The sequence below is a fragment of the Mycobacterium sp. TH-M82 genome (assembly GCF_057473605.1).
In genome coordinates this window covers 1-1,656 of the sequence record NZ_JBYCKY010000546.1, presented here as the reverse complement: position 1 = coordinate 1,656, position 1,656 = coordinate 1, and the positions used below count along the sequence as shown (strand labels likewise).

At 70.2% G+C, this 1,656-nt stretch carries 2 protein-coding genes; both read right to left on the bottom strand.

The window, feature by feature from the left end:
* Window positions 1–134: 134 nt before the first annotated feature.
* Window positions 135–1,280, bottom strand: a complete 1,146-nt coding sequence (gene nagA / locus AC2VON_RS16585) for an N-acetylglucosamine-6-phosphate deacetylase (RefSeq protein ID WP_486953926.1) — start codon at window positions 1,278–1,280, stop codon at window positions 135–137.
* Window positions 1,271–1,656, bottom strand: a 386-nt coding sequence (locus tag AC2VON_RS16580; protein WP_486953925.1) for an MFS transporter, incomplete at its 5' end; no start/stop codon positions are given. The genes AC2VON_RS16580 and nagA, both read right to left, overlap by 10 nt.

The window sequence follows — 1,656 nt, the reverse complement described above, 5'->3', positions numbered from 1 at the left end:
GGTGTCCCCGATGTCGAGGTAGGCCGCCCACCCGGCCCGCAGGCCGTCGACGCTGATCTCGTATTGCTGACGCGCCGCGACGTTGGTGATGGTCGGTTCGCTCACTGTGTCTCCTGGTGTCTCCTTGTGCCCGTTCAGCCGGGTTGCCACCGGCCGTGGCGCATGACCCGCAGCACCTCCAGATTCTGCCCCAGTACAGCGAGGTCGGCGTCGAAGCCGGGGCGCAGACCGCCGGCGCGGTCGAGCCCGAGCGCGCGGGCCGGGGTCGTCGCGGTCAGTTGCACAGCGGCAGCCAGCGCCGCGTCCGAGGAACCGAGCCAGCGCACCACATCGCGGAACAGCTGATCCATGGCGGCCGTTCCGCCGGCCACCGTCGATGTGCCCCGCACCCGTGCCACCCCGGCGACGACGTCGACGTCGAGCCCGCCGAGCCGAAACGAGCCGTCACCGCATCCAGCCGCCGGCACCGCGTCGGTGACCAACGCGACCCGGTCCGGTCCCGCTGCGTCGATCACATACCGCACCAGGGCGGGATGAAGATGGACGCCATCGGCGATCAGCTCGACGGTGACCCGGGGATCCTCCAGCAGGGCCAGCGCCGGACCCGGATCGCGGTGATGCAGCGGCCGCATGGCATTGAACAGGTGGGTGCCGACGCGCGCACCGGCGTCGATCGCGGCCTGCACCTGCTCGTAGTCGGCGTCGGTATGGCCAACGGCGACAACAACTCCGGCGTCGGCAAACTGTTTGATCGCAGCCAGGGCGCCGGGCCGTTCGGGCGCCAGGGTGACCATGCGGATCGCACCGTCACCGGTGTCGAGCAGCGCGTCGATCTCCGCGGGGTCGGGATCGCGCAGCTGCCGTTGATCGTGCGCGCCGCAGCGTTGCGGGCTCAGCCAGGGCCCCTCCAGGTGGATGCCGGCAATCACGTCGTGGCGTGTCGATTCGGCGAGCACACGCACCCAGGTGAGCAGCACATCGGGTGCGGCGCTGACCAGGCTGGCCAGGGTGCTGGTGGTGCCGTGCCGGCGATGAAACGCCGCGGCCTGCCCGATTGCGTGCGAGCCGTCATCGATGTCGCTGTACGACGCGCCGCCGCCGCCGTGCACGTGGATGTCGATGAAGCCGGGCACCGCCACGGCGTCGGGGAAGTCGAGATCGACGGGGCCGGGCGGCTCGCCGGGCCCGCACGCGACGATCCGGCCGTCGGACGTCTGAAGCCAGCCCGGCCGGCAAACCTGCCCCTCGAGAACGATTGCCTCGGCGGCGATCAGCGGCACACCGCCTCCGCCACGATCTCCGGAACGGCATCGGGCCACTTTCCGGCGTTCTCCCAGAAGTGCCGGATGTCTTCCAGCTGTTTGCCTTTGGTCTCCGGGGCATACCGGTACACGAAGACGAAGCTCGCCACCGCCAAGACGCCGAACACCGCGAACGTGGCTGCGCCGCCGAGCGAGGTGAGCATGGTCAGGAAGACCCCGACGACGATCGCGTTGGCCACCAGGTCCGAGGTGAGCATCGCCGACGAGCCCATCGACCGCATTCTGGCGGGCAGACTTTCCCCGGCGTACACCCAGACCAGCGCCCCGAAGCCGAAGGTGTAGCCGACCGTGAACAGCAGCACACCGCCGAACCTGAACAGCGCGAGCGCGTCGC